General features: G+C 63.5%; 25 protein-coding genes. 20 read left to right on the top strand and 5 right to left on the bottom strand.

The genetic code is table 11. The annotated features are described in order from the left end of the window. Positions 1–115: 115 nt before the first annotated feature. The 9 genes from BMF35_RS12430 (at position 116) to BMF35_RS12390 (ending at position 9,148) form a co-directional block, all read left to right on the top strand. Positions 116–1,024 (top strand): prephenate dehydratase, encoded by a 909-nt coding sequence (locus BMF35_RS12430; protein ID WP_047007919.1) that lies wholly within the window; start codon positions 116–118, stop codon positions 1,022–1,024. A gap of 92 nt (positions 1,025–1,116) precedes the next feature. Then, positions 1,117–1,782: a hypothetical protein gene (locus tag BMF35_RS12425; protein ID WP_047007810.1), complete on the top strand. Its 666-nt coding sequence runs from the start codon at positions 1,117–1,119 to the stop codon at positions 1,780–1,782. Next, the gene (locus tag BMF35_RS12420; protein ID WP_047007811.1) at positions 1,779–3,047 is read left to right on the top strand and encodes a DUF4350 domain-containing protein; all 1,269 of its coding nucleotides are present in this window, start codon (positions 1,779–1,781) and stop codon (positions 3,045–3,047) included. The genes BMF35_RS12425 and BMF35_RS12420 overlap by 4 nt, the downstream gene beginning before the upstream one ends. Before the next feature lie 2 nt (positions 3,048–3,049). Continuing rightward, entirely contained in the window at positions 3,050–4,006 is a 957-nt protein-coding gene (locus BMF35_RS12415) for an AAA family ATPase (protein ID WP_047007920.1), read from the top strand. Between the two features lie 13 nt (positions 4,007–4,019). After that, positions 4,020–5,372: a DUF58 domain-containing protein gene (locus BMF35_RS12410; RefSeq protein WP_236781608.1), complete on the top strand. Its 1,353-nt coding sequence runs from the start codon at positions 4,020–4,022 to the stop codon at positions 5,370–5,372. Then, complete coding sequence (locus BMF35_RS12405; RefSeq protein ID WP_047007812.1) at positions 5,372–6,421, top strand: stage II sporulation protein M; 1,050 nt, start codon at positions 5,372–5,374, stop codon at positions 6,419–6,421. Before BMF35_RS12410 ends, BMF35_RS12405 begins: the two co-directional genes overlap by 1 nt. Further along, positions 6,418–7,317, top strand: coding sequence for an RDD family protein (locus BMF35_RS12400; protein WP_047007813.1), 900 nt, complete (start codon positions 6,418–6,420; stop codon positions 7,315–7,317). The genes BMF35_RS12405 and BMF35_RS12400 overlap by 4 nt, the downstream gene beginning before the upstream one ends. Continuing rightward, positions 7,314–7,832 (top strand): GNAT family N-acetyltransferase, encoded by a 519-nt coding sequence (locus BMF35_RS12395; RefSeq protein ID WP_047007814.1) that lies wholly within the window; start codon positions 7,314–7,316, stop codon positions 7,830–7,832. Before BMF35_RS12400 ends, BMF35_RS12395 begins: the two co-directional genes overlap by 4 nt. A gap of 62 nt (positions 7,833–7,894) precedes the next feature. After that, complete coding sequence (locus tag BMF35_RS12390) at positions 7,895–9,148, top strand: sensor domain-containing phosphodiesterase (RefSeq protein ID WP_052766151.1); 1,254 nt, start codon at positions 7,895–7,897, stop codon at positions 9,146–9,148. A 24-nt stretch (positions 9,149–9,172) separates the two neighbouring features. Here BMF35_RS12390 and BMF35_RS12385 read toward each other — a convergent pair whose 3' ends face one another. Further along, complete coding sequence (locus BMF35_RS12385; RefSeq protein ID WP_047007815.1) at positions 9,173–10,927, bottom strand: cation:proton antiporter domain-containing protein; 1,755 nt, start codon at positions 10,925–10,927, stop codon at positions 9,173–9,175. Positions 10,928–10,956: 29 nt separating this feature from the next. After that, positions 10,957–11,952: a zinc transporter ZntB gene (locus tag BMF35_RS12380; protein ID WP_047007923.1), complete on the bottom strand. Its 996-nt coding sequence runs from the start codon at positions 11,950–11,952 to the stop codon at positions 10,957–10,959. Between the two features lie 82 nt (positions 11,953–12,034). On the opposite strand from BMF35_RS12380, the gene ispG reads away from it, so the two are divergent. The 7 genes from ispG to BMF35_RS12350 all read left to right on the top strand — a co-directional run bounded on the left by ispG (position 12,035) and on the right by BMF35_RS12350 (position 17,426). Beyond that, positions 12,035–13,174, top strand: a complete 1,140-nt coding sequence (gene ispG, locus BMF35_RS12375) for a flavodoxin-dependent (E)-4-hydroxy-3-methylbut-2-enyl-diphosphate synthase (protein ID WP_047007924.1) — start codon at positions 12,035–12,037, stop codon at positions 13,172–13,174. Between the two features lie 149 nt (positions 13,175–13,323). Then, positions 13,324–13,446, top strand: a complete 123-nt coding sequence (locus tag BMF35_RS13960) for a hypothetical protein (RefSeq protein ID WP_257786346.1) — start codon at positions 13,324–13,326, stop codon at positions 13,444–13,446. Further along, complete coding sequence (locus BMF35_RS12370) at positions 13,446–13,991, top strand: thioredoxin family protein (RefSeq protein ID WP_236781607.1); 546 nt, start codon at positions 13,446–13,448, stop codon at positions 13,989–13,991. The genes BMF35_RS13960 and BMF35_RS12370 overlap by 1 nt, the downstream gene beginning before the upstream one ends. A 7-nt stretch (positions 13,992–13,998) precedes the next feature. Next, on the top strand, positions 13,999–14,922 hold the full coding sequence (locus BMF35_RS12365) for a histone deacetylase family protein (protein WP_047007816.1): 924 nt from the start codon (positions 13,999–14,001) through the stop codon (positions 14,920–14,922). A gap of 17 nt (positions 14,923–14,939) precedes the next feature. After that, entirely contained in the window at positions 14,940–15,470 is a 531-nt protein-coding gene (locus tag BMF35_RS12360; RefSeq protein WP_162273600.1) for a retropepsin-like aspartic protease family protein, read from the top strand. Further along, positions 15,470–16,399 carry a hypothetical protein gene (locus BMF35_RS12355; RefSeq protein ID WP_047007818.1) on the top strand — a complete coding sequence of 310 codons (930 nt, stop codon included), beginning with the start codon at positions 15,470–15,472 and terminating at the stop codon, positions 16,397–16,399. Before BMF35_RS12360 ends, BMF35_RS12355 begins: the two co-directional genes overlap by 1 nt. Positions 16,400–16,631: 232 nt before the next feature. Beyond that, positions 16,632–17,426, top strand: coding sequence for a murein L,D-transpeptidase catalytic domain-containing protein (locus BMF35_RS12350; RefSeq protein WP_064971428.1), 795 nt, complete (start codon positions 16,632–16,634; stop codon positions 17,424–17,426). A gap of 11 nt (positions 17,427–17,437) precedes the next feature. On the opposite strand, the gene BMF35_RS12345 is transcribed toward BMF35_RS12350, so the two are convergent. Continuing rightward, positions 17,438–18,817 (bottom strand): L,D-transpeptidase family protein, encoded by a 1,380-nt coding sequence (locus tag BMF35_RS12345; protein WP_047007819.1) that lies wholly within the window; start codon positions 18,815–18,817, stop codon positions 17,438–17,440. Positions 18,818–18,964: 147 nt separating this feature from the next. Here BMF35_RS12345 and BMF35_RS12340 point away from each other — a divergent pair, with 147 nt between their 5' ends. Beyond that, positions 18,965–19,864, top strand: coding sequence for a DMT family transporter (locus BMF35_RS12340; protein ID WP_047007820.1), 900 nt, complete (start codon positions 18,965–18,967; stop codon positions 19,862–19,864). Positions 19,865–19,872: 8 nt separating this feature from the next. On the opposite strand, the gene BMF35_RS13710 is transcribed toward BMF35_RS12340, so the two are convergent. Continuing rightward, on the bottom strand, positions 19,873–20,046 hold the full coding sequence (locus BMF35_RS13710; RefSeq protein WP_156172202.1) for a hypothetical protein: 174 nt from the start codon (positions 20,044–20,046) through the stop codon (positions 19,873–19,875). A 169-nt stretch (positions 20,047–20,215) separates the two neighbouring features. Between BMF35_RS13710 and acnA the strand changes: the two genes are divergently transcribed. Both acnA and BMF35_RS12330 read left to right on the top strand, forming a co-directional pair. Continuing rightward, complete coding sequence (gene acnA / locus BMF35_RS12335; RefSeq protein WP_047007821.1) at positions 20,216–22,888, top strand: aconitate hydratase AcnA; 2,673 nt, start codon at positions 20,216–20,218, stop codon at positions 22,886–22,888. 89 nt (positions 22,889–22,977) lie between these two features. Continuing rightward, positions 22,978–23,520: a rhodanese-like domain-containing protein gene (locus tag BMF35_RS12330; protein WP_047007822.1), complete on the top strand. Its 543-nt coding sequence runs from the start codon at positions 22,978–22,980 to the stop codon at positions 23,518–23,520. Positions 23,521–23,587: 67 nt separating this feature from the next. Here the strand turns inward: BMF35_RS12330 and BMF35_RS13985 are convergent, their stop codons facing one another. After that, the gene (locus tag BMF35_RS13985; protein WP_418202110.1) at positions 23,588–23,677 is read right to left on the bottom strand and encodes a PEP-CTERM sorting domain-containing protein; all 90 of its coding nucleotides are present in this window, start codon (positions 23,675–23,677) and stop codon (positions 23,588–23,590) included. A 31-nt stretch (positions 23,678–23,708) separates the two neighbouring features. Here BMF35_RS13985 and BMF35_RS13800 point away from each other — a divergent pair, with 31 nt between their 5' ends. Continuing rightward, positions 23,709–24,569: a hypothetical protein gene (locus BMF35_RS13800; protein WP_241461275.1), complete on the top strand. Its 861-nt coding sequence runs from the start codon at positions 23,709–23,711 to the stop codon at positions 24,567–24,569. The last annotated feature ends 557 nt before the right edge of the window (positions 24,570–25,126 follow it).

The following is a 25,126-nucleotide window of genomic DNA, read 5'->3' as shown; positions in this document are numbered from 1 at the left end:
CATGCGTGATGTTTGCGCGCGCTCTAATCGCCACGCGCGAAACGTGCAAGGGCCATGCGGCAAGCCGGATGCGCGCTTGTCGGGCGCGGGCGCGCTCGCTACCGACGGCGCCGATATGGATTCCTACGCTGCCCCCGCCCAAGCCATGGTCGAAACCATGCGCGCTGCCGCCGCCGGGGAACCTGCGCGCGCAATTGCTTTCCAGGGCGCGCCCGGGGCCAATTCCCACCGCGCGGTGAATGAATGGGCGCCCGAGGCGCTGCCGCTGCCATGCTACAGCTTTGCCGGCGCGATCGAGGCGGTGAAGGATGGCCGCGCATCCTGCGCAATGATCCCCATCGACAATTCGCAAGCCGGGCGGGTCGCGGATATCCATTTCCTGCTGCCCGAAAGCGGGCTTTTCATTGTAGGCGAGCATTTCATGCCGATCCATCACGACCTGATGGCGGTGAGCGGCACCGGCCCATTCAAGGCCGCCTACAGCCATCCCCATGCCCTCAGCCAAAGCCGGGCGTTCCTGCGAGATCGAGACATGGTGCCGCTTGGCCATTCGGATACGGCAGGCGCGGCCGCCCATGTGGCGGAATTGAATGATCCGACCGTCGCCGCCATCGCGCCCTCGCTCGCGGCGGACCTCTACGGGCTGCAAATCGTGGAGCGGAATGTCGAAGACAGCGCCGACAACACCACGCGCTTTGTGGTGCTGGCGCGCGAACCGCTCGGCCCGGCCTCGCTCGCAGGGCAGGAGGCGATGACCACCTTCGTGTTCGAAGTGAAGAACATCCCTGCCGCGCTTTACAAGGCGCTGGGCGGATTTGCGACGAACGGTGTCAATATGACCAAGCTGGAAAGCTACCAGAAGGGGGCCAGCTTTTCCGCCAGCATGTTCTATGCCGACATCATCGGCGCGCCCAGCGGTTCTGGGGGTAATCCGGCGGTGGATCGCGCGCTGGAAGAGCTCGCTTTCCACTGCAAGCAGGTGCAGATGTTCGGCAGCTATCCGCTGGCGCGCAAACGCGGCTGAGCCCCGATATCCCTAACAAATCCTAGCACATTCGTGGCACTTGCCGCGATGCACCATTGCGCCGCGTGGCGAGGCGTGTAACCACTGCGCTCGTGACGACGGGTCAGGGGACTATCGCGCCATCGGGGGCGCAAGGCGGCAGCTTTGGCAGCGCCTATCGCGAAATGCGCGAAAACGGCGATATTCAATTCGACGAGATCGAAATTCCCGAAGCCGAGCCGCCGCCGGATTGGCTGGTGGAATTCATGCGCTGGCTGTCGGATGTGTTCTCGCCGGTCGGACAGCTTATCGTCGCCATCTGGCCGGTGCTGCAATGGGTGCTGATCGCGGCCTTCGTGGCGCTTGTGGCAGCCTATCTCTACCAGACTTACGGGCCGGGTTTCGGCTGGAAGCGCAGCAAGGCGAGCGCGGACAGGGAAGACTGGGTGCCCGAGCAGAAAGAGGCGCTGGCCCTGCTGGAAGAGGCCGACAGGCTCGCTGCGGCAGGCCAGTATGACGAGGCCACGCACTTGTTGCTCAAGCGAAGCGTGGGTCAGATTGCGCAGGCGCGGCCCGACCTTGTCGAACCCTCCAGCACGGCGCGCGAACTTGCCGCGGAACCGCGCCTGCCCGATGCCGCGCGCACGGCCTTCGGCCTGATCGCAGAGCCGGTGGAACGCAGCCTGTTTGCCCTTCGCAAATTGGGCCAGGAAGACTGGCAATCCGCTCGCAGCGCCTATGCCGATTTCGCGCTGGCGCAAAAGGCGATTGCCGCATGAGCCGCAGGGCCAATCCTTTCCGCCCGGGCGTAGTGCTGGGCGTTCTGCTGGTCGGCGTGCTTGCCTTCCTGATGATCCTCTACGCGCTGGGACAAGGGTGGACCGGGCAGGATGAGCGCGACGGTGGCAGTCATGCAGCGGCCAACGGGCTCAACGGCTATTCCGGCCTCGTGCAATTGTTGCGCGGCACCGGCAGCGATGTGACCTTTGCCCGCAACCCCACCGAGTTGGACGATTACAACCTCACGATCATAACCCCGTCGCTTTTCGCCGATGCAGAAGCTATCGACGAGGTTATCCAAAACCGGCGTGATTTCGCCGGCGGGCCGACCATCATCATCCTGCCCAAGTGGAGCGCCTTCGAGCCGCGCCAGCGCGACGATGTCGAGATCGAGGACGGCTGGGTGGTCCTCGGCAATGCCAGCAGCCCGTTCTGGTTCGAGGAGATCGGCATTTTTTCCGGCGGCGAAATGGCGGTGGGTGAAACAGGCGGCTGGCAGGGGCTCGGCACGTCGGGCGACCTTCCGGATGAGGAGCAGGTGCAGGCGCTTGTCTCGGCCACCGATCAGGTAATGACCTCGCTCATCGTCGATGATGAAGGCGATGTGCTGGTGGCAGAGTTGAGTCCGGCAAAGCCGGAAGATGTCAATTACGACACTTACGTCAACGACTGGCCGATCATCGTCGTGTTCGAGCCCGACCTGATGAACAATTACGGCATGGCCGACCGCGATCGCGCCGCACTCGCCCTGTCGATCATAGAACGCGCGCAGGACGGCGCAGCACTGCCGGTGGTGTTCGATCTTACGCTTAATGGCCTCGGCCGCAGCGACAATCTGCTCACCCTCGCCTTTTCGCCGCCTTTCCTCGCGGCAACGCTCTGCCTGCTGCTGGCGGCATTGGTGGTTGCATGGCGCGGTTTCCGCCGTTTCGGGCCTCCCGTCGCCGAAGCCCCTGCCATGGCGCGGGGCAAGGAACAGCTCGCCCGCAACGGTGCCAGCCTGCTGGAGCGGGTGAAGCGCTGGCACCTGCTAAAGCAGCCCTATGAAGACATGATCGGCCGCCGTGTGGCCGCTAGCCTCGGCCTGCGCATCGCCGATACCGATGCGCGCGAGGCGGCCATCGACGACGCTCTCGACCGCCGCGGCCATGACGGCCCGCCCTTCTCCCGCCTCGCCGCCGACTTGCGCGCGGCCGACAAACCCCGTGACATTATCCGAGCGGCCAAGGCCCTGCGGACATTCGAAAGGACGCTGACCTCATGAGCATGACGCTAGACGACACAGCCAATCTGGCGAACGCCATCCGCGCCGAAGTGGCCAAGGCCATTGTCGGGATGGACGAGACGGTGGAGCACCTGCTGATCGCACTGATCGCGCAGGGGCACGTGCTGCTGGAGGGACCGCCGGGGACAGCCAAGACCTTCCTCGCCAATTGCTTCGCGCAGGCGAGCGGGCTGGAATTCGGGCGCATCCAGTTCACCCCCGACCTGCTGCCGGGCGACATTCTGGGCTCCAACCTGTTCAACTTCCAGACCAGCCAGTTCACTCTCACGCGCGGGCCGATCTTCCGCGAACTGCTTCTGGCGGACGAGATCAACCGCACGCCGCCCAAGACACAGGCCGCCCTGCTGGAAGCCATGCAGGAACGCCGCGTGACGTTGGACGGTGAAACGCACGCTTTGTCCGACAATTTCATGGTCGTCGCCACGCAGAACCCCATCGAGAACCAGGGCGTGTATCCGCTTCCCGAAGCGCAGCTGGACCGCTTCGCCTTCAAGCTGCTGGTGCCCTATCCAAGCGCTGAGGAAGAGGCGCGCATCGTCGCCCGCTTCGGCCAGCGCAGCGGACCGCAAAGCCCGGCCGATTTCGGCATCACGCAGGTCGCCAGCGCGGCCAATATCAGCGAGGCACAAGCGGCGGTTAAGCAAGTCACCCTGTCGGACGAGATTGTCCGCTACGCCGTCGACCTGGTGCGCGCGACACGCGACAATCCCGATATTGCCAGCGGCGCATCGCCGCGCGCCGCAGTTCTGCTCGCCAATGCCGCGCGCGCCCGCGCCGCCTTGCAGGGCCGCGCCTACGTGATTCCGGACGATGTCAAAGCGCTCGCCACGGCATGCCTGCGCCACCGCCTGCTTCTCTCCCCTGCCGCCGAGATCGAGGGCAAGCAGGTGGAAGATCTCGTCGCCGGGATGATCGACCAGACAGAAGCTCCGCGCTGAGACCGTCCTGCCCGTGAAGCGCTTTTTCGCCAACTTTCCTGCCATCCCCATCGTGCCCACCGGGCGCACGCTGGTGCTGCTGGCGCTATTGGCACCAGTCGCGGTCGTGATCGCGGCGACGGCGCCATCGGCGTGGATCGTCGCGCCTGCGGCGGGGCTGGCGCTGCTGTTGCTGGCGGTGATGGACGGCTGGCTGGCGGGCGGATTGCAGAACTTCGCCTATTACGTGCCGTCCGATGCCGAAGTCGGCCGGGAAACCGCCATTCGCGTGGAAGCGGACATCAACCGCGACAGCGATGCCGCTGCACCCGAAGCCGCCATCGGGTTCGATCCGCGGCTCGGCGAAGGCGGCAGCGCCATCTTCAAGCTCGCGCCTACCGGATTGTCCGGCAAGTTTTCCGGCGAGGCAGACATCGCGCCAACGCGTCGTGGCCCGGGCGAGTTGCACGATCTGTGGCTGCGCTGGCGCGGGCCGCTGGGCCTTGCCGCGCGGCAGAAATATGTGCCACTCGAAGCGACCATCCGCGTCTGGCCGGACCTGTCACCCGTGCGCTCTCCCGTCCTGCAAACCTTCCTGCGCGACAGCCAGTTCGGCCTGGTGGCGCGCCGGGTGCGCGGCGAAGGCACGCAGTTCGAGGCGCTAAGCGAATATGAGCCGGGCATGGACCGCCGCCGCATCGATTGGAAAGCCAGCGCGCGCCACACCGCGCTCTACGCCCGAGAGAACGAGGCTGAGCGCGATAACCAGATCGTGTTCGCTTTCGATTGCGGACAGAGCATGTGCGAGCCGGTGGACGGCTTGCCGCGCATAGATCGGGCCGTGTCTGCAGCCCTCATGGCAGCTTATGTCGCGCTGAAAGGCGGCGACAAGGTGAGCCTTTTCGGCTTTGCCGACCAGCCGCAGATGATGACGCCCTTCATTGTCGACAGCCGCGCCTTCCATCGCCTGCAAAGCGCTGCGGCCGAACTGGATTACGTACCGCGTGAGCCGAATTTTACGCTGGCTCTCGCCACCCTTACCGCGCGGCTGAAGCGCCGCAGCCTGATCGTGCTGTTCTCCGATTTTAGCGACCCGACTTCGGCCGAACTGATGGTCGAAAGCGTGGAGCGGCTGGTGCGGCATCACCTCGTGATCTTCGTGACCATGACCGATACCGAGCTGGAAGACCTGACCGCGACCGATCCGGACTCGATGGGCGATATAGCTATCGCCGTGGGGGCCGATGCCCTCGCCCGTCAGCGCGAACTGGTGCTCACGCGCCTGCGCCGCCTGGGCGTCGATGTGATCGAGGCGCGCCACGACGCCATCGGCTATCGGCTGATCGACCTTTATCTGAAAACCAAGCAGGCGGAGGCGATCGGCTGATGGCATTGTCCCTGTTCAAGACCGCCGAGATCACGCCGCCTGCCGATATCGAAGCGGCATCCTTGCGTTCCGACCGCTTCCGGCTGGAGCGTGAAGTCGACTGGCAGCGCCTTGATGCCATCGTCACTGCGCTGGAGAAGAACGCCCCTCGGCGCATCAGCGATGACGATTTGCTGGAATTGCCGGTGCTCTATCGCAAGACAGCCTCCAGCCTCGCCGTCGCCCGCGAGACTTCGCTCGATGCCGCCACCCTCTCTTACCTGGAGGCGCTGGTGCGGCGCGCGTGGTTCCAGATCTACGGTCCGCGCATCGGTCTGTTCGGATGGCTTCGCCGCTTCTTCAATGGCGGGTGGAGCCAGGCAGTGCGCGAAATCTGGCTGGATATCTGCATCGCCTTTGCAGTGATGCTGGCGGGCTTGCTGGTGGGCTGGATACTCGTCGGCCGCGATGAGAGCTGGTTCTACTCGCTCGTGCCCGGCGGCATGGCTCAAGGCCGCGTGCCGGGTGCCGATCCCGAAATCCTGCGAGAAACCATCGCCACCGAACAATCCGCCGAAGGATTGGGCGTGTTCGCAGCCTCCTTGTTCTCCAACAATACCGGCGTCTCGATCCTCGCTTTTGCGCTGGGCTTTGCGTTCGGCATCCCGACACTGCTGCTGCTGGTGTACAATATGGCCCTGCTGGGCGCGATGCTGTGGGTGTTCGCCGATGCCGGCCTCGGCTGGGAATTCGGCGCATGGCTTTCCGTTCACGGCACGACGGAGATCGGGGCGATCCTGCTAGCGGGGGCGGCAGGCTTGCATGTGGGGCGGACCATGGCCTTTCCGGGCGACCGGTCCATCCTCGCCGCGATGCAGAGCGCAGGCGTTCGGGCCGCGCAGGTGATGGTCGGCTGCACTATCATGCTGATCGTCGCCGGATTGCTGGAAGGCTATGCCCGTCAGCTCGTCGGCGGCACGGGGTCGCGCTACGCCATCGGCATTGCCATGCTGGTGTTCTGGATCGGATATTTTACGCTGGTGCGCAAACCGCGGGAGCGCGAGACATGAGCGCTTCTGCGACCACCAAAACCGCCTTCACCAACAACGCGGCCAAGCGGGCGCGCAGGCTGATCACGCCGGAAGGGCTATCCCTGCCGCTCACGGTCGGTAGCCGGGGCGCGCGCGCCGGTGCGCTTATGCTGGACATCGTGATCCTGTTTGTCGGCTTCCTTCTCTTTTTCCTGCTGCTGGCGGCCGTCGGCATCGGATTACTCGACCTCGATGAAGGCTCCGCATCGGCCAATCCGGCGCTGGAACTGATCATCATCATGATCATCCTGCTGATTTTCCTGTCGCGCTACGGTTATTTCATGTGGTTCGAGCTGGGCCCGCGCGCCGCCACGCCGGGCAAGCGGCTGGTCGGCCTGCGCGTCGCGGCGCGCGATGGCGGCAGGCTGACGGCCGAGATGGTGATCGCGCGCAATCTGGTGCGCGATATCGAGGTTTTCCTTCCGCTGTTCTTCCTGCTCGGCGGGGGGCAGGGCGAAGGCGCATTCGGCGCGGCGATGTTCATCTGGCTGGCGGTGTTCGTGCTGTTCCCCTTCTGCAACAAGGATGCCTTGCGCGCAGGGGATGTGGTTGCCGGCACATGGGTGGTCGAAGCCAAGCAGGCCAAGCTGCAGGAGGCCATGTCGCTCGCGCCCGATCGCTCCACCGATTACCGCTTTGGCGAGGAGGAGCTGGCCGTCTATGGCGAGCATGAATTGCAAGTGCTGGAAAGCGTGCTGCGGCAGGACCGGCCCGAATCCCTGCGCGAAGTGGCAGAAGCCATCACCAACAAGATCGGCTGGCAGCTGGGCCGGGGGGATGAGCGCGAATTCCTCGAAGCCTTCTACGCGGCGCTGCGCGGACATTTGGAAAGCAATCTGCGCTTCGGAAAGCGCAAGCGCGACAAGTTCTCGTGATCCTGCGCGACGCCACTCCGGATGATGCGAGGGCGCTCGCAACCTTGGGGCGCGACAGCTTCTGCGCAGCCTTCGCGCATCTGTACCGGCCCGAGGATTTGGATGCATTCCTGCAAAGCGCATATAGTGAAGAGGCCATCGCGGCAGAGATTGCCGACCCCGGCATTCGCCATCAGCTGACGGCAGATGCACCCGGGAGCGACCTGACCGCTTTCATCAAGGTCCGGCTCACCAGCCCTTATGCGGACCATTCCGACGCGAAGGAACCGCTCTGCCTCGGCCAGCTATATACCGCCCCCGCTCGCACCGGAGAGGGATTGGGCGCCGCCTTGATGGACTGGTGCCTGCAATTCGCGCGCGATTGCGGTAAGGATGCGGTGCAGCTTTCCGTCTATTCGGACAATCCCGGTGCGCAGCGCTTCTACCAGCGCTACGGATTTGAGAAGATTGCCGATATCGACTTCTGGGTCGGCCAGCAGCGCGACCACGAATTCCTGTACGAATTGCGCCTTTGACCTGCCTTTTCGCGAAACGCGGTTAAGGGGCCTTTAGGGCTTTTCAGGCATAGCGGCGGGCAATGGGAAACGCTGCGCTCCAACTGCCGACATTCGCCGATGCCCCCGCTCGCCCGCTTGCCGACGAGCTGGTGCATGACGAGGGGATCGAACGCATCCTCAGCACGGTGCGCGGCCATCTCGGCCTCGATATCGCTTTCGTGTCCCGCTACGTTGAAGGTGAGCAGCGCGAACTCACCCATGTCAGCTCCGATCTGGACCTGCCGATGGGCGCGGGCTTTCGCGAGGATCGCGAAGACAGCTATTGCTGGCACATCCTCGAAGGCCGCCTGCCCGAACTGATCAACGATCCGGCAGACTATCCCTTCACCAAAAATCTCGCCATTACCGACATGCTTCCCGTCGGCTGCCATGTGAACACTCCGCTACGCCTGTCTGACGGCACGGTATGGGGCAGCTTTTGCGCACTGGGCCGCAAGCCCGATCGCACGGTGAACGATCGCGACCTCACCATCCTCAAGAGCTTTGCCGGCCTTGTGGGTGAGCGGATCGAAGAGGCCATGCGTTCCGACATGGAACTCGCGGCAGCGCGCACCCGCATCGAGGCGATGCTCGACGGCCAGGCCGTCACCATGTTCCAGCAGCCGATCCACGCGCTGGGCGACGGCAAGCCGGTGGGCGTGGAATGCCTCGCCCGCTTTCCCGACCTCACCAAACGCGGGCCGCAGGCGTGGTTCGACGATGCGCAGGCAACTGGGCTCGGACTCGAGCTGGAAATGACGGCAGTTCGTTGCGCTTTGGAGACGGTGGGACAGGTGCCGGAAGGAATATACGCTGCCATCAACGCTTCGCCCGCGACGATCCTTTCAGGCGAGTTGCGGCGCGCGCTGGAAGATGCCGAAGCCGCCAATATCGTCATCGAAATCACAGAGCATCAAGCGGTCGACGATTTCACCGCCCTGTCGCGCGAGATATCGGCGCTCAAGCCTTTCGCGCGCATCGCCATCGACGATGTCGGCACCGGCTATGCCGGCCTGCGTCACCTGATCGAACTGAAACCCGACATCCTGAAAATGGACATGACGCTGACGCGCGACGTTCATAAGGATCCCGCGCGCCGCGCCATCACGGCAGCCATGGTGCAATTCTCCGGCGATATCGGCTGCAAGCTGGTCGCCGAAGGGATCGAGACCGTCGAGGAGCGAGAGATGATGCGCGAACTCGGCGTGGATTACGGCCAGGGTTACCTCTTCGCGCGGCCGCTGCCCGTGATTGCCGCACAGCAGCATTTGTTGGGGGTCACGATGGAAAAGTAAGCGCGTCGCCTCGCCGGGCTTTGCCTAGCCTTCTCCGCGCAGGCGTTTCTGCTGTTGGCGCGTCATTTCCTGCGCGGCATAAATGTCACCGCTTTCAATCTGCACTTCCATGCGATCGTGATCGTATTGGCGGTAATCCGCTTCCGCCTTGTCGATCGCCTGCTGGCTCAGCCCCAGCTTCTCCATAGCCAGCAGCGCCATGCGGATTGCCGATTCGAACATTTCGCGCATGATATAGTCGGCCTTGCTGCCCGCCAGTTCGATGACCGATCGTCGGTCATAACCGCGCGCGAAGATTGCTGCGTTCGGAAAGGCCTCTTTCACGTTTTCCAGCAATTCGGCATCGACATCGCGGTTGCAGAACATGATGAGCTGCGCGTCCGCCGCGCCGGCCTGGCGCAGCATGTCGATCCGCTTCCCGTCGCCGAAATACACCTTGCTGCCAAATTCCTCGGCGATGTCGATCTGCTTCTGCTTGCGGTCGATCAGCGTGACCGATAGCTCGCCATGCAGCAGTGTCTGCGCCACACTCTGGCCGAAGCGGCCATAGCCCACCACGATGGCGCGCGCGCCTTCATTGCGCGGTCCTTCGCGGGTCCCGTCCTCGCTTTCGGCGGGCTCCTGCCGGATTCGCGCGGTGGCCATCATCAGGAAGGGCGTCGCCGCCATAGACAGGGTGACGATGGCGCCGAACAGGCTCGATTGCTCGGTCGTGATGAGCCCGCCGCCCACGGCCTGCGTGTAAAGCACGAAGGCAAACTCCCCGCCTTGGCTCAGCAACAGGCCGAGCGCGAGAGCGGATCGCCACGTCATCTTCAGCAGCAGGCCCAGCCCCATGATGATCGCCGTTTTGAGGCTGATCAGCAATATCGCGAAGCCGACCACGAAAAGCGGATTGTCGGCAATCACCTGCAGGTCCAGCATCATGCCCACGGCAACGAAGAACAGGCCCAGCAGGATGGAGCGAAACGGCTCGATATCGGCCTCAAGCTCGTGCCGGTAAGGCGTGTCGGCCAGCATTACGCCAGCGATGAAAGCACCCAAAGCTGCCGAGAGGCCGAGCGATGTCATCACCACCGCGCTGGCAAGCACTGTGAACAGGGCTGCCACGATAAACAGTTCGCGCTCACCCAGATGACCGATCAGGCGGAAGAGCGGCCTGATGACAAGGCGACCCGCTGCGATCAGGCTGATCACTGCTGCAATGCTGTAAAGAGCCAGCGTGATGCCGGAAGGGCCGTCGCCCATGCCCGCTCCCAGCGCGGCGACGATGGTGATGAGCGGGATGATCGAGAGATCCTGGAACAGCAGGATGGAAAAGGCGCGCTCTCCGAAAGGCGTGCGCAGCTGGCCGCCCGATTGCAGCATGGGCAGCACTTGCGCGGTGGAGGAGAGGCCCAGCGGAAGGCCGATAGCCAATGCGACCGCCCAGGCGTAATCGGTGAACGCCAGCACTACGCCTGAGACGACCAGCCCGCACAGCGTCACCTGCGTCAGCCCGAGGCCGAAAATCGCGTTCTTCAACCGCCAGAGCCGCTCGGGCGAAAGCTCCAGCCCGACTACGAAGAGCAGCATGACAATGCCCAGCTCGGCGACCTCGGCCATTTCTTCCGCGCCTTCGACCAGGCCGAAAACGCTCGGACCAAGCAGCGCGCCCGCCACCAGGTATCCCAGCGTCGCGCCCAGCCCCGCGCGGCGAAATGCCAGCACGGCCACCAGCGCAAAGCCCAGCATCAGCAGCGCATCGCGCAGCATCAATCCCGAATGATGACCTTCCATCCCTTCCCCCTACCGGCGCGTTGCGCGCGTCATAGCCATTTCCACCGCCAGAAGAGCGCGAGCTGGAGAGTCAGGATCACGCCACACAAACCCACGACGATCCAGAACGCATCGCCATCGTCGACGCCCGGCATTCCGCCGACATTGATGCCCAGCAACCCGGTGATGAAGCCGAGCGGCAGGAAAATCGCCGCCACGATGGTCAGCAGGTAATTGGTGCGTTCCGAGCGCGCGAGTGCCCGGGCGCGGATATCGTCCTGTAAGACGACGGCGCTTTCCTTCGAGATGTTGATATCTTCCAGATAGCGTCGCAGGCGGTCGATGCTCTCGGCAATCTCACGCTTGTCGTCATCCTCGAACCATGCGGGTGCTGTGCGCGCGATGATCTCCAGCGCCTCGTGCTGCGGGGCCATATGTCGCTGCAGCGCGAGCGAATTGCGGCGGATATTGGCGATGCGCGTGATGGCGGCTTCGGTATCGCTTTCGGTGCCGCGTTCTTCCATGTCGTCGATTGCCGCGTTCATATCGACGATGCTGGCATTCATGCGGTTGATGAGCGCCTCGACCAGCTCGGTGATAACGCGTCCTGCATCCACCGGTCCGCTACCGCGGTCAATCATGGCGAGCACGTCGCGCGGGCTTTGCAGGCGCTGGCGGCGCAGGGTGAAGAGTCGCGGACCATCACACCACAGCTGCATGGCGACCATATCCTCCGGCTCGGCCCCGGGATTGAAATTGATGCCCCGTAGCGTTGCGACCAATGCAGTGCCTTCGCGAAAAGCGCGCGGGCGGGTCTCGTCACTTACCAGCAATTCGGCGGTCGGTTCGGGAATGCCGAGGCTTTCGAGCCAATTCTGCACGCCGCTTTCGGTGCGGCACAGATGCAGCCAGAGCACTTCGCCGGGAGCCTGCGGCTGCCAGCTTTGCGCCTCTTCCCAACCGATCCTGCGTCCGCCGCCCCGCCCGTCCAGCACCCTGCCGAACAGCAGCGGCCCGTCCAGCCTCGCATCGTCTGTCTGGTGCATCTGCCTGCTCATTCCACTTTGACTAGCTGTTTGCGGCTGCGCTGTCATTGCCCCTTCATGCTAGCCCGCCTATATGCGCGCCATGTCTTCCGTACGCCCTTGGCGCGATATCGAACGCCGCGAGTGCCGCCAGATCATGGTCGGCAATGTCCCTGTTGGCGGGGATGCCCCGATCACCGTGCAAACGATGACGAACACTCCCACAGAGGACGTGTCCGCCACGATCGACCAGATCCGCCGCTGCGAGGATGTGGGCGCGGATATCATTCGCGTGTCCTGTCCCACGAAAGAGGCGACCGAGCATTTCGACAAGATCACCCGCGCGGCGAACGTGCCCATCGTCGCCGACATCCATTTTCACTACAAGCGCGCACTGGAAGCGGCGGACAAGGGCGCGGCTTGCCTGCGGATCAATCCCGGCAATATCGGCAGCAGCGACCGCGTGGCCGAAGTGGTTCGCGCGGCCAAGGCCAATGGCTGCGCGATCCGCATCGGCGTGAATGCCGGTAGCCTGGAAAAGGACTTGCTCGAGAAATACGGCGAGCCCTGCCCAGAAGCGCTGATCGAAAGCGCGCTCGACCATATCAAGCTGCTGCAGGATCACGACTTCCATGAATACAAGGTGGCGGTGAAGGCGAGCGACGTGTTCCTTGCCGTTGCAGCCTATCATGGCCTTGCCGAAACGGTCGATTGCCCGCTGCACCTCGGCATTACCGAGGCGGGCGGTCTGATCGGCGGGACCGTCAAGTCCTCCATCGGCATCGGCAGCCTGCTCTGGGCGGGGATTGGCGACACGATCCGCGTGTCCCTTTCTGCCGAGCCGGAGGAAGAGGTGAAAGTGGGCTTCGAAATGCTCAAGGCGCTGGGCCTGCGCACGCGCGGTGTGCGTGTCGTCTCCTGCCCCAGCTGCTCGCGCCAGGGCTTCGACGTAATCCGCACGGTGGAAGCGCTGGAAAAGCGACTGGAGCATATCAAGACGCCGATGAGCCTCTCTGTGCTGGGCTGCGTGGTCAATGGCCCGGGCGAAGCGCGCGAGACCGATATCGGCATTACCGGCGGCGGGGCGGGCAAACACATGGTCTATCTCTCCGGCGTGACCGATCACCATGTGGAGAGCGACGCCATGCTCGATCACATCGTGAAGCTGGTGGAAGAAAAGGCCGCAGCGATCGACGCGGGCGAGGCGATTGCCTTCGATCCTCATGCCGAGGCCGCCGAATAGGCTGCTCGCGCGGCGCAATCCTCGCGATTGCCAACCCCTGCTTTTGCTGTCAGTCTCATTGCCATCGGGATCACTCATCGTGCCGGCTTGGTTTGCTCCGCCCTTGCCTCGTCCGGCCTTTCCGATGGCGGATGACATGGGGGAAAACCATGAGTGAAGAAAAGAAAGTGACGCAGATCTCGCCCGAGGAAGAGAAGCGGATCATTGCCGAGAAGAACGCTGCCAAGCAGGGCAATACCGAAGGCAGCAAGGGCAAGGGCAAAGGCAAGTAATGCTGCGCGGGACCGGCGTTAAGAGCGCCATGCGGTCGGCGTTGGTCCCGCTTTTCCTCGTGCTATCGGCCTGCGCCCACTCCGGTGATGCCGGGTTGGCGTCTGCCGACAACCACCATCCGGCTTATCCCGAAGCCACCAGCTACGACGTATCATCTGATGCAATGGCGGAGGTCGATGCTGCCCTCGCCCGCTCCGCTGCGAACGACACGCGCGTGCTGCTGGTCATGGGCGCGAACTGGTGCCACGATAGCCGCGCTCTGGCAGGCTGGCTCGGCACGCCGCGCTTCGACGCCATGATTGCCGAGAACTACGAGCTGGTTTTCGTCAATATCGGCATGCCGCAAACGGGCGACGGCCATAATCTGGAGATTGCACGCAGGTTCGGCCTGGATGACTTGCCGGGCTCTCCCAACGTGCTGGTCCTGACGCCAGCTGGCGAATTGGTGAACGCCGACACCGCCACCACCTGGCGCAATGCTGCCAGCCGCAGCGATGATGCGATTTTCGAAGAGTTGCAGAGTCTGGCTGACCGCATCATCTGAAGCGACAATGCTCCACGTCGTCCACCATGTCGATTACATGGCACCGCAGCCCACGCGCGGCACCTTCAAGTTCGACAAATACCAATTGGTCATGGTCGCGCTGCGCGAGAGCGGGCAGCCGATCACCGAACATGCACCCGAGCCCATGCCGCGCGCATGGCTGGAGGCGGTGCATTGTCCCGATTATGTGGAGCAGGTCTTCACAGCCAGCGTGCCGCGCGAGAAGGAGCGGCGGATCGGCTTTCCCGTCACCGACCGCATCGCCAGCCGCGTGCGCCATACAAATGGCGGCACCTGGCTTGCCGCACAGCTGGCGATGCAGCACGGCTACGCTGCCAATAGCGCGGCGGGCAGCCATCACGCGCTGCACGACACGGGCGCAGGCTATTGCGTATTCAACGATCTTGCCGTTGCATCCAATCGACTGATTGCCGAGGGCGATGCCAAGCGGGTCCTGATCGTCGATCTCGATGTGCATCAGGGCGACGGCACCGCAAGCCTCACGGCAGGCCGGGAGGACATTTTTACTCTGTCGCTGCATGCGGAAAAGAATTTTCCAGCGCGTAAGGCGCGCTCCACGCTCGACATACCGCTGGCCGATGGCACGGATGATGCGGGCTTCATGGAAGCGTTGTCGGCGCATCTTCCGACAGTAATCGACGAGTTCCAGCCGGATATCGTGCTCTACCAGGCAGGCGTCGACCCGCACGAACACGATAAGCTAGGCCGCCTGGCGCTCAGCGATGCCGGATTGCAAGTGCGCGATCGCTACGTTGTGGCCGAAGCGCGGCGGCGCGGCCTACCCATCGCCAGCGCGCTTGGCGGCGGATATAGCGCAGATCAGCGCGAAGTCGCCGAGCGCCATGCCGCATCCATGCTCGCCATGGCCGATGAGAACCGCCTTTACCCCGCGCTAAGACCTCGCCGCTAATCTGGCGCGCGATGGATATGCGACTTCCTATTGCCTGCGTGCTGATCGCCGGCGGCGCAATCGCGCTCACCATGCCGCTGGGCGAGGCGGAAATGGCGATGTCCGGCGAAATGGAAGCCAAGGGCGACGGTGTCACGCTGGGGGCAGTGCAAAGCGCCACCGGCCCATCGGGCTGGGGCGGCGAAGTCACGCTATCGCGCGAATATGACGGGCATTTCTACGCCGATGTCTATGTCGACGGGGTGCCTTCACGCATGTTGGTGGATACCGGCGCCAGCGTGATCGCGCTGACCGGCGACGATGCCCACGCGATGGGCATTTACTGGGACGATGCCGAGGTTATGCCGGTGGCACAGGGGGCCAGCGGCACGGTCTATGGCGTGCGCGCCCATTTGCCGCGTGTGCGGGTTGGCGAGTTCGAAGCGACCAATGTGGAAGCCATCATCGTGCCGCAGGGGCTCGGCATTTCGCTGCTCGGCCAGTCCTTCCTCAGCACGATCGGCGATGTGCGCATAGCGGATGACCGGATGGTGCTGGGCAGCCGCTGATGAACATGACCAGCTTCCTGCCGCGGCGCTGGCGTTCCAAGAAGGAAGCCGCACGCCACGCGGATGCCATTGCGGGCATTCTGCAAACGCCGCCCATCGTGCCCAAACAGGATGGGCTGGTGCTGTTCTCGATGATCGGCACGGCCGTGTTGCTGCCCTATCTCGTCGCGGTAAAATCGCTGTGGCATGAATTGCGGCGCGGGCGCGTGGCGATCCTCGACGATGGCACGCTGACCGCGCAGGATCGCGCCGTCCTCGCCCATCATTGCGGCGATCCGCAGATCATGCGTATCGACGATGTGCAGACTGGCGATTTCCCGCAAGGAGGTTGCTGGGAACGGTTGCTGACCATCCTCGACCACCGTGCCAGCGAATACTGGATCCAGCTCGACAGCGACACGGTGACGCTCGGCCCGGTGCCGGAGATCGCCGAAGCCATCGCCCGCAATCGCAGCTTCCTGTTCCTTGGCGGAGAAGAAGGCGAAGTCGGTCCGCTGCCGCTCGCCGAATTTCGCGAACGCTTCTATCCTGATGGCGCTGAAGAAGGCCATGTGCAGGCGCGCATCGAATCGCGCCTCGATACAATCCCGGCCAAGCGCGAATGGAAATATACGCGCGGTTGCGCAGGCTTTGCTGGCTTTGCCGCAATGGGGCCGGGGCGCAGCCTCTCGGCAGCCTTTCTCGACGAAATGGCGCGCATGATCGGACCCGACGATGTCAGCATTTGGGGCACCGAGCAGGTGGCGAGCAACTTCCATCTCTCCAACGAAGCAGAGCCGGTCGTGCTGCCTTATGATCGCTACCTCAATTACTGGAACGCGCCGTGGGGCTCGGATGCGTGCTTTGTGCATTTCGTGGGCACCCATCGACACGATAACGGCGCCTATATCGACGCCAGCGTCGACGCTATTGCCCGGTTGAAGGGCTGAACGGCGTATTCCCGCACCAGATGACCCCGCCGCCAAGGAGGGACTTGGCAGCGGGGCCGCAGCACCGGGAACGTGTGCTGCAAAGCTGGCGGGGATGCGGGATCTGGATTGCAGTCACCCCACCGTACGGCCAGTCTGCGCACCGGCTTGCCTGCCGGCCATGCCACAGCGATGGTATTCGGGCGCGGGCCGGCTAGGATTAGTTCATAAATGAAGGCGTAGATGTGGCACGATGGATAGACGCAGTTTCCTGACAGGCAGCGCGGCGACGGCGGCTACAATCGCCGCGGACCCGCGGCGCGTGTTCGCCATGCCCATGCCGGACAGGCGGACAACCCGCTTGCTGGATGTTGCCCGCGCCCAGGTGGATCGGGTCGGCGGCGCGCTATGGCACCGCGATCTGGTCGGGATCGCCGACTTCGGGCTGCATTCCAGCATGCCGCGCTTCCATTTCGTCAATCTTGAAGCGGGCACGGCAGAGAGCATTCTGGTCAGCCATGGAAGCGGGTCCGACCCGGAGCATGATGGCTGGCTCAATGCCTATTCCAACCGGCACGATAGCTGGGCGTCCAGCCGCGGCGCATACATTACCTGGAACTGGTATGAAGGACGCTTCGGCACGTCGGTGCGGCTGGGCGGGTTAGATGCTACGAATTCGCAAGCCTATCCGCGCGCCATCGTGATGCATGCGGCAAACTATTCCACACCCGAGCATGTGGCGCGCTGGGGGCGGCTCGGCCGTTCCAATGGCTGCTTCGCCTTCGGGCCGGAAACCTTCCGGCAGGCGCTCAGCCGGCTTCGCGGTGGGCGACTGCTGTTCGCCGATACGCTGGGCATTGGCGCCGATGGCGAGACAATCGCGCGACCTTTCCAGCCCGATGTCGATTTCGATGCCGCGATCGCCGAGCGGCGCGCATCCGGCAATCTCGAAAGCACCGATCCGGATTTCCTCGCCGCGCAGCAAGCTGCGGGCGTCGGCGACGATATCGCTCCCACCTCCACCGTAAGCGACGCTCCGCGCGAATAGGTCGCTCTAGGTCAGGTCGCCGTAGTGCGGATGTCGTCGATCAGCTCGACAGCTTCTTCATCCGTTTCACGCGCCCGATTGTCGACACGCGGCGCGTCCAGCGCGGCCAGCACCGGCGCATCGCGATTGTAGATGTCGTTATAGCTGCGCAGGTTTCCGTCGACGTCCACGCCCATGGTGAAATAGGTGATGTAAACGGGCATCGTCCGTTCCACCGGCACGCGCGTATATTCGCCGCTGGTCGAGATCGCCACGGCCTCGTCCCGCGTTGCGCCTTGGCCGAGGATCGCCACGGTCATCGCCAGTTCCAGCGCGCGCTCCACCCGCACACAGCCATGGCTGCGCGCACGGTTGCTGCTGTCGAACAAATTGCGGGCAGGCGTATCATGGAGAAAGATCGCATGGGCATTGGGCATGTCCAACTTCATCCGACCGAGCGAGTTTTGCGGACCCGGCTGCTGCACGACGGTGATCCAGCCATTGGCGCCGCGCGTGGCGCGATAGCCATTGCGGCGCGCCCATTGTGGATTGTTCAGCACGCGCTCGCCCAGCCCCTCGCCGCGCACGATGCTTTGCGGCACCGTCCATGTCGGGTTGAAGACGACGCCTTCCACCGTCTCCATCATCTGCGGCGTGGCCGTGCGGCCCGGCGCGCCGACGATGGTGCGATAGGTGTTGATGATGCGCCCGTTCACCATCAGCCGCAGCTGGTATTCCGGCACGTTGGTGAGGAGATATTGCCCGCCAAGATCGCGCGGCAGCCAGCGCCAGCGATCCATGTTCGCGCGGATCATGCGCCGCGCTTCGGTGTCACCGGCCGGCGTTGCGGCCAGCGCATCGCGAAGTGCGGCGTAATCCGCATGTACCGGAGCAAGGATATCGACGATACTGCGAATGTCGCCGCTTTCCAGCACCTGCGCCATCAACTCGTTGCTGGGCAGCAAATCCGGGTCCGGATCCACGACGAACCATTGGCGCCGTGCTTCCATCGGGGTCCGGCCGTCGCGCAAATCCTCGACCAGCCAGCGGAATTGCTCGCTCGCCACGTAGTTCAACCCGTCGCGGTCGCCGGACAGCATAGCGCCTTCCAGTGCGCCGATACGATAATCGGCAGGGTCCAGACCTTCACTGCCGATGTTTTGCAGTACGCTCTTCAGCGCATCGGCCTGCGGGCCGGTCCATTCCTGCACAGCGGGAGGACGGTTATCCTCCTGCACCACTTCCTGCGTCTGGAAATCGGGTGTCAGGGTGACCTGCGCGGCATCTTCGCCTGCCAGCGGATCCTGCTGCTCCAGCACCTGCGCCATGGCGGGCGTAGCGGAGGCTGCCAGCACTCCGGCAGCAGCGAGCGCGGCGCAAAGGTCGCGGCGAATCGAACCGATATTAATCATAATGTCCCTCTATACCGCGGATCGGCTGGGTCGCGCCAATTCCGCCCGTCCATCCATTGCTACGTCGCGCTTTACCCGCGCTGAATGCCATGGATGCGCGCGATTGGCGGGTGACGGTGAATATCGAAGCTTATAGGGCTGCTGGCAATGGAGCCATCGCCTCGCCTGATCTGGCCATTTCTCACCGCGATTGCGGCTGTAGCCTGCCTGTCGCTGATGGACGCGCTGATGAAAGAGGCTTCGCTGGCAGCGGGCGTTTTCTCCGCATCGCTGCTCCGCTCCGCCTTCGCCACTGCCTTGGTCGCGCCAATCTGGCTGGCGCGCGACCCGCGATGGCCGCGCGGCCAAGTGATGCGCCTGCATATAGAGCGCGGCATAATCTCCGCGCTGATGGCTCTCAGCTTCTTTTTCGCGCTCACCAAGCTGCCGATAGCCGAGGCGATTGCAATCAGCTTCGTCGCCCCGCTCATCGCGCTCTATTTCGCTCACGCGCTGCTGGGAGAGGACATCGTGCCCAGTGCCGTAGGTGCCTCGATCCTCGGCCTTGCCGGAACGCTGGTGATCGTGTGGGGACGGCTGGGACGCGCGGATTTCAGCGCCGATACGGCCATTGGCCTCGCCTCGCTTGCCTTTTCCGCGCTGCTCTACGCCTACAATTTCGTGGTCATTCGCAAGCAGTCCCAACTGGCCGGCCCTGTCGAGATCGCGACCTTTCATGCTGGCATCGGTGCGCTGGTCCAGGCACTGGCCGCGCCGTTCTTCTTCACCCTGCCCGGTACCGAAATGCTGGGCATAATCGGGATTTCCGCGCTGCTGACTGTGGCCGCCGCCATGGCCATCGCCTGGGCGTATGCCCGGGCGGAGGCGCAGGTACTGGTACCTGTCGAATATACAGGCTTCCTCTGGGCAGCGCTGTTCGGATGGCTGTTTTTCCGCGAGGAAGTGACGGTGCCGACAATGATCGGCGTGGTGGTCATCGTCGTCGCCTGCTGGATTGCAGCGCCGAAGGCCAAGCGCGCTCCGGCAACGGAGAATGCCAACCTCTAGGCTCGCCGTCAGTCTGGCTGGTCGCCGGTCACCACTTCTTCCTCGATCGTATCGTCGAACATTTCCGTGTTCTGGAAGAATAGACCGATGGCCGCCCCGGAAAAAGCGGCAAGAACCAAGGCCACGAGCATGACGAACGCGCGAAGCGGGGTCTTCTTTCGGGTCGGGTTTCCAAAGGCCATTCCGGCAAGTCCTGCTATTGTATCTGCCAATGAATACGCAATTTTATTGCATTGCACTAAGGTCGACTTGACGCCGCGCGCCTAAACGCGCAGGTCGCCCTCGACAGCGGCCCTACCCTCGCAAGGAACGGGCCCTTCCGCAACACAAGTTTGTAAGGACTTTTCGCCCATGACCCAGGTCGGCTCCAACTCGCTCGGCACCCGCAAGACGCTCGATGTAAACGGCAAGACCTATGCCTATTACTCGCTGAAAGCCGCGGCAGAAAAGTATGGCAGCGTCGACAAGCTGCCTTTCAGCATGAAAGTGCTGCTGGAGAACATGCTGCGCTTCGAGGATGAAGGCTTCACCGTGGGTGAGGAGCACGTGAAGGCCGTTGCAAACTGGGCCGACAATCCCGTGACCGGGAAAGAAATCCAGTATCGCCCTGCCCGCGTGCTTTTGCAGGATTTCACCGGCGTGCCCTGCGTGGTGGACCTTGCCGCCATGCGTGATGCCATCGGCAAGCTGGGCGGCGATACCGCAAAGATCAATCCGCAAGTGCCTGTGAACCTCGTGATCGACCACTCGGTGATGGTGGACGAATTCGGCCACCCGCAGGCTTTCGAAGCGAACAAGGCCCTTGAGTACGAGCGCAATGCGGAGCGTTACGACTTCCTCAAATGGGGCGCGAAGAGCCTGCAGAACTTCTACGCCGTGCCCCCGGGCACCGGCATTTGCCACCAGGTGAACCTGGAGCACATCGCCAAAGCGGTATGGTCCAGCGAAGACCAGAATGGCGAGCTCGTCGCCTATCCCGACACCTGCGTCGGTACGGATAGCCACACAACCATGATCAACGGCCTTGGCGTGTTGGGCTGGGGCGTGGGAGGTATCGAAGCCGAAGCCGCGATGCTCGGCCAGCCGATTTCCATGCTGATCCCCGAAGTTGTGGGCTTCCGCCTCGAAGGCCGCATGGCCGAAGGCGTAACCGCGACCGACCTCGTGCTGACCTGCGTGCAGATGCTGCGTGAGCATGGCGTGGTAGGCCGCTTCGTCGAGTTTTACGGGCCGGGCGTCGCCAATCTCTCGCTCGCCGACCGTGCGACCATCGCCAATATGGCGCCGGAATATGGCGCGACCTGCGGCTTTTTCGGCATCGACGACAAGACGATCGACTATCTGCGCCTCACCGGCCGCAGCGAAGAGGATATCGCGCTGGTCGAAGCCTATGCCCGCGAACAGGGCATGTGGTTTACGCCGGAGAACGAGCCGGTATTCTCGAGCACTCTCCAGCTCGATATGGACAAGGTCGTCCCCAGCCTCGCCGGCCCCAAGCGCCCGCAGGACAAGGTCGCTCTCCCCGATGTCGACGAATTGTTCAACGGCGAACTCAAGACCATCTACAAGAAGGACGCGCCCGAGCGGGTGGATGTCGATGGCAAGGATCACGATGTCGGCGATGGCGATGTGGTGATCGCGGCCATCACCAGTTGCACCAACACCTCCAACCCCGATGTGCTGATCGCCGCCGGCCTTGTCGCCAAGAAGGCGCGCGAAAAGGGCCTTGCGCCCAAGCCATGGGTCAAGACCAGCCTCGCCCCCGGATCGCAGGTGGTCACCGACTATCTGGAGAAGAGCGGCCTGCAGGACGATCTCGATGCTATCGGCTTCGACCTCGTCGGCTATGGCTGCACCACCTGCATCGGCAATTCCGGCCCGCTCGCCCCGCCGATCAGCAAGGCGATCAACGAAAACGATCTCGTCGCCGCCAGCGTGCTGTCTGGCAATCGCAATTTTGAAGGCCGCGTCTCGCCCGATGTGCGCGCGAACTTCCTCGCCAGCCCGCCGTTGGTTGTGGCGTATGCTTTGCAAGGCACGGTAACGACAGACATCACCACCACCCCGCTTGGCCAGGACCAGCAGGGCAATGACGTGATGCTGGCCGATATCTGGCCGACCAATCAGGAAATTGCCGAGCACCGCGCCGCCAATATCGACCGGCAGATGTTCGAAACCCGCTATGCGGATGTGTATAAGGGCGATGCCGACTGGCAGGCCATCCAGGTCGAGGCGAGCGACACCTATAGCTGGAACCCCACCAGCACATACGTCGCCAATCCGCCCTATTTCGAAGGCATGGGCATGGAGCCGGCACCGGTGACCGACATCGTCGGTGCGAAGCCGCTCGCCGTTCTGGGCGACAGCGTGACGACCGACCACATCAGCCCGGCAGGCTCGATCAAGGAAGACAGTCCCGCAGGCGAATATCTCGTCAGCCACCAGGTCGCGAAGAAGGACTTCAATTCCTACGGCAGCCGCCGCGGCAATCACGAAGTGATGATGCGCGGCACCTTCGCCAATATCCGCATCCGCAACGAGATGGTGCCGGGCGTGGAAGGTGGCTACACCAGCTATAATGGCGAGCAGATGCCGATCTACGATGCCGCCATGAAGCACAAGGAAGACGGCACACCGCTGGTCGTGATCGGCGGCAAGGAATACGGCACCGGCTCCAGCCGCGACTGGGCAGCCAAGGGCACCATCTTGCTGGGTGTGCGCGCCGTAATCGTGGAAAGCTATGAGCGTATCCACCGCTCCAACCTGATCGGCATGGGCGTGCTGCCGTTGCAGTTCAAGGAAGGGCAGGGTCGCAAGGAGCTGAACCTGACAGGCGAGGACAGCTTCACCATTAAGGGTCTTGCCGACCTGACGCCGGGCCAGGATGTGGAAGTCGAGGTGACCCGCGCAGACGGTTCGAGCGAGACCTTCACCGCCCTCTGCCGCATCGATACCGCAAACGAGATGGAGTATTACCGCAATGGCGGCATCCTCCATTACGTACTGCGCAAGCTGGCGGCTTAGAACGCTGTAACGGGCCTGCCGAGCGGTGGCCCCGTTCACCACAGGTTTGGCATTGTTTGGCATGATGTCTTTCGTTCAGGAGAGACAGCATGCGAAAGACTGTGCCAGTTGCCGCCTTCTTACTTGCCGCTGCGGCCATGATGCCGGGCCCGTCGGTTGTGGCTCAGGATGAGCCGCAGCCAACTGCCATCGACTATGACGGCTTCGTCGCGCTGGCGGGCGAGTTGGGCGAATATCGCGAGGGTCGGCTTCTCGGCTGGGAGGAATGGCAGCGCCGCGCGACCCTGCCCGGCGCGATCATTCTGGATACCCGCTCCGAAAGCGCGTTCGCGATGGGGCATATCGAAGGGGCGGTGAATCTGCCGTTCTCTGACTTTACGGAAGACAAATTGGCGCAGATCGTCGGCCATCCGGAAACGCCGATCTTCATCTATTGCAACAACAATTTCTCCGACAATGTCGCGCCATTATTACTGAAGCGGATGGAATTGGCGCTCAACATCCCGACCTTCATCAATCTGCATGGCTACGGCTATCGCAACATCTGGGAGCTGGGCGATACGGTCAACCTGCACGATGTGCCGTGGAATGGCCACATCATCGCCTCGCCTCCGCAGGCCGGCGCCGACTAGCAACCGCGCACAAAAAAGGCGGCCTCGTAGCAAGGCCGCCCTTCCCCCCGTTTGACAGGCGATGTGCTCAGGCGTGGACCGCGCGGCCCTTCACGCCATCCTTGCGGCGACGGCGCCAGAATACCGCGCCCGCTGCCGCGCCGAACAGCACCAACATACCCGGAGCCGGCACCTGCGTTCCCGAAGTCGTGCCGCCATTGGTTGTGCCGCCCGACGAGCTGGTGCTGGTCGAGCTGCTCGTGGAGGACGAGGTCGACGTGCTCGTGCTGGACGAGGTGCTGGTCGACGAAGAGGTGTTGCTCGAAACATTGCCCGAGGTCGACGTCGACGTGCTGGTCGACACGTTCCCGCTTGTCGAGGTGGACGAGCTGCTCGTCACGTTGCCCGAAGAGCTCGACGTCACATCGCCCGAAGTGGACGAGGTGCTGGTCACAGTGCCCGAAGACGAGGAAACGTCGCCCGATGTCGAAGACGTGCCGGTGACTGTGCCGGAAGATGAAGTGCTGGTTACCGTGCCGGAGCTGGTGGACGTCGAAGACCCGCCCGTGCTGCTGGTGCTGGTGACGCTGCCGGAACTGGTCGAGCTGGAGGAGCCGCCCGTAGAGCTGGAGACATTGCCCGAAGAGCCGCCGCTGGATGTCGAAGTCGAGGACCCGCCGGTCGTGCTCGTCACGCCGCCAGTGGTACTGGTGACGCCGCCGGTCGTGGTGCTCACACCGCCCGTGCTGGTGGACGAGCCGCCCGTCGTGCTGGTTACGCCACCCGTGCTCGACGACGTGGTGCTGGTGACGCCGCCAGTGCTGGTGGACGTCGATCCGCCCGAAGTCGAGGTCGAACCGCCCGAGGTCGATGTGGACGATCCGGTGCTGGAATTGTCATTGTCGATATCGATAATGATGTCGCCGCCGCCGTCGCCGTCGCCGCCGGTGGTCGTCGTGGTGCTCATGTCGACCACGGCGCTGCCGCCGCCGCCAGAGCCGCCGAAGAACCCGCCGAAGAAGCCGCCGCCGAAACCGCCGCCGGACGTGCCGCCGACAATCACCGGCTGACCGCCACCGCCGCCGGGCACAGGTGCGCTGGGGAGCGGGGGCAGAGGCAAGGGCGCGCCCATTGCCATGTATTCTTCCTCGCAGCACTCGGTTTCGATCGTACGGCGCAGGCGGCGCTGTTCTCGCGGACGCGGCGGGATCGCGCGGCGCGCGGTCGTCTCGCCTTCATCCTTGATATAGGTCAGCCCGCCTTCGGCTGCGGCGTCTTCGTCCGTCTTATAGCGAACCTCTGCCGACTGCGGCTCGGCGACGTGGACCGCGCCCCCGCCCACAACTGCGCCCCCGGCAGCTGCGGCAGTCAGTTTCGCAATGGCCATCCGTACAGACATACGTGATCTCTCTCAGCTTCGCCGGACAATCGCTGGACGCACCCCTGTGATACGTTTCGCCTATTCCGGTTGCTGCCAAAGAGACGCGCAAAACCGCAAACCGCAATCGCTTTAACCGTGTTCAGCCGCCGTGAAGGCCACTTTTCTGGTTTTTTTTGGGTGCCCTACCCGGTCTGTCCCATAGTGGAACCGAATAAGGGGCGATTCCGGCAGCGCCCATCCGCGACC

The sequence above is a fragment of the Aurantiacibacter gangjinensis genome (genome assembly GCF_001886695.1).
In the GTDB taxonomy this organism is placed as follows: Bacteria; Pseudomonadota; Alphaproteobacteria; order Sphingomonadales; family Sphingomonadaceae; genus Alteraurantiacibacter; species Alteraurantiacibacter gangjinensis.
This window is presented reverse-complemented; position numbering and strand designations above follow the sequence as displayed.

Excerpts from the sequence above, each read along its gene's own strand:
- BMF35_RS12430 (WP_047007919.1), top strand. The coding sequence starts at position 116 with ATGGATTCCTACGCTGCCCCCGCCCAAGCCATGGTCGAAACCATGCGC.
- BMF35_RS12420 (WP_047007811.1), top strand. The coding sequence starts at position 1,779 with ATGAGCCGCAGGGCCAATCCTTTCCGCCCGGGCGTAGTGCTGGGCGTT.
- BMF35_RS12415 (WP_047007920.1), top strand. The coding sequence starts at position 3,050 with ATGACGCTAGACGACACAGCCAATCTGGCGAACGCCATCCGCGCCGAA.
- BMF35_RS12405 (WP_047007812.1), top strand. The coding sequence starts at position 5,372 with ATGGCATTGTCCCTGTTCAAGACCGCCGAGATCACGCCGCCTGCCGAT.
- BMF35_RS12400 (WP_047007813.1), top strand. The coding sequence starts at position 6,418 with ATGAGCGCTTCTGCGACCACCAAAACCGCCTTCACCAACAACGCGGCC.
- BMF35_RS12390 (WP_052766151.1), top strand. The coding sequence starts at position 7,895 with ATGGGAAACGCTGCGCTCCAACTGCCGACATTCGCCGATGCCCCCGCT.
- BMF35_RS12385 (WP_047007815.1), bottom strand. The coding sequence starts at position 10,927 with ATGGAAGGTCATCATTCGGGATTGATGCTGCGCGATGCGCTGCTGATG.
- BMF35_RS12380 (WP_047007923.1), bottom strand. The coding sequence starts at position 11,952 with ATGCACCAGACAGACGATGCGAGGCTGGACGGGCCGCTGCTGTTCGGC.
- ispG (WP_047007924.1), top strand. The coding sequence starts at position 12,035 with ATGTCTTCCGTACGCCCTTGGCGCGATATCGAACGCCGCGAGTGCCGC.
- BMF35_RS13960 (WP_257786346.1), top strand. The coding sequence starts at position 13,324 with ATGAGTGAAGAAAAGAAAGTGACGCAGATCTCGCCCGAGGAAGAGAAG.
- BMF35_RS12370 (WP_236781607.1), top strand. The coding sequence starts at position 13,446 with ATGCTGCGCGGGACCGGCGTTAAGAGCGCCATGCGGTCGGCGTTGGTC.
- BMF35_RS12365 (WP_047007816.1), top strand. The coding sequence starts at position 13,999 with ATGCTCCACGTCGTCCACCATGTCGATTACATGGCACCGCAGCCCACG.
- BMF35_RS12360 (WP_162273600.1), top strand. The coding sequence starts at position 14,940 with ATGCGACTTCCTATTGCCTGCGTGCTGATCGCCGGCGGCGCAATCGCG.
- BMF35_RS12355 (WP_047007818.1), top strand. The coding sequence starts at position 15,470 with ATGAACATGACCAGCTTCCTGCCGCGGCGCTGGCGTTCCAAGAAGGAA.
- BMF35_RS12350 (WP_064971428.1), top strand. The coding sequence starts at position 16,632 with ATGGATAGACGCAGTTTCCTGACAGGCAGCGCGGCGACGGCGGCTACA.
- BMF35_RS12345 (WP_047007819.1), bottom strand. The coding sequence starts at position 18,817 with ATGATTAATATCGGTTCGATTCGCCGCGACCTTTGCGCCGCGCTCGCT.
- BMF35_RS12340 (WP_047007820.1), top strand. The coding sequence starts at position 18,965 with ATGGAGCCATCGCCTCGCCTGATCTGGCCATTTCTCACCGCGATTGCG.
- BMF35_RS13710 (WP_156172202.1), bottom strand. The coding sequence starts at position 20,046 with ATGGCCTTTGGAAACCCGACCCGAAAGAAGACCCCGCTTCGCGCGTTC.
- acnA (WP_047007821.1), top strand. The coding sequence starts at position 20,216 with ATGACCCAGGTCGGCTCCAACTCGCTCGGCACCCGCAAGACGCTCGAT.
- BMF35_RS12330 (WP_047007822.1), top strand. The coding sequence starts at position 22,978 with ATGCGAAAGACTGTGCCAGTTGCCGCCTTCTTACTTGCCGCTGCGGCC.
- BMF35_RS13985 (WP_418202110.1), bottom strand. The coding sequence starts at position 23,677 with ATGTTGGTGCTGTTCGGCGCGGCAGCGGGCGCGGTATTCTGGCGCCGT.